Source organism: Pseudomonas sp. 05N433, assembly GCF_056396925.1.
Map to the genome: position 1 here is coordinate 1 of NZ_JBFTML010000136.1, position 923 is coordinate 923.

The window sequence follows — 923 nt, forward strand, 5'->3', positions numbered from 1 at the left end:
TCGTGCTCACGGGTACCCTCGCCAACATCAACACTTACCTGGCCACGGTCGCCAACCAGCCAACCTACACCCCGGTTGCCAATGCCAACGGCACGGTCACCCTGACCATGCTGACCAATGACGGYGGCAACACGGGCACTGGTGGTGCACTGAGCGACAGCGACACGATCAACATCAACATCACCGCGCTCAACGACACTCCGGTGAACACACTGCCGGCAAGCTACACGACGAATGAAGACACCGCATTCAAGCTCAGCGGCCTGTCGGTGGCAGACGTCGATGCAGGCGCTGGCAGCATCTCGGTCACGCTCACGGTCGACAGCGGCTCGTTAACGGCCGCGACAGCAGGCAGTGTCACGATCAGCGGCTCAGGCACCAGCAGCATCGTGCTCACGGGTACCCTCACCAACATCAACACTTACCTGGCCACGGTCGCCAACCAGCCGACCTACACCCCAGCTGCCAATGCCAACGGTACGGTCACCCTGACCATGCTGACTAATGACGGCGGCAACACGGGCACTGGTGGTGCGCTGAGCGACAGCGACACGATCAACATCAACATCACCGCGCTCAATGACGCACCGGTGAACACGCTGCCGGCAAGCTACACGACGAATGAAGACACCGCATTCAAGCTCAGCGGCCTGTCGGTGGCAGACGTCGATGCAGGCGCTGGCAGCATCTCGGTCACGCTCACGGTCGGCAGCGGCACCTTGACGGCCGCGGGAGCAGGCAGTGTCTCGGTCAGTGGCTCGGGCACCAGCAGCATCGTGCTCACGGGTACCCTCGCCAACATCAACACTTACCTGGCCACGGTCGCCAACCARCCAACCTACACCCCGGTTGCCAATGCCAACGGCACGGTCACCCTGACCATGCTGACCAATGACGGTGGCAACACGGGCACTGGTGGTGCA

Annotated in this window: 1 pseudogene; it reads left to right on the plus strand. The window is 62.3% G+C overall.

What is annotated here, in order from left to right:
• Positions 1–923: pseudogene (locus AC1DIS_RS30040) on the plus strand (hypothetical protein); the annotation flags it as partial.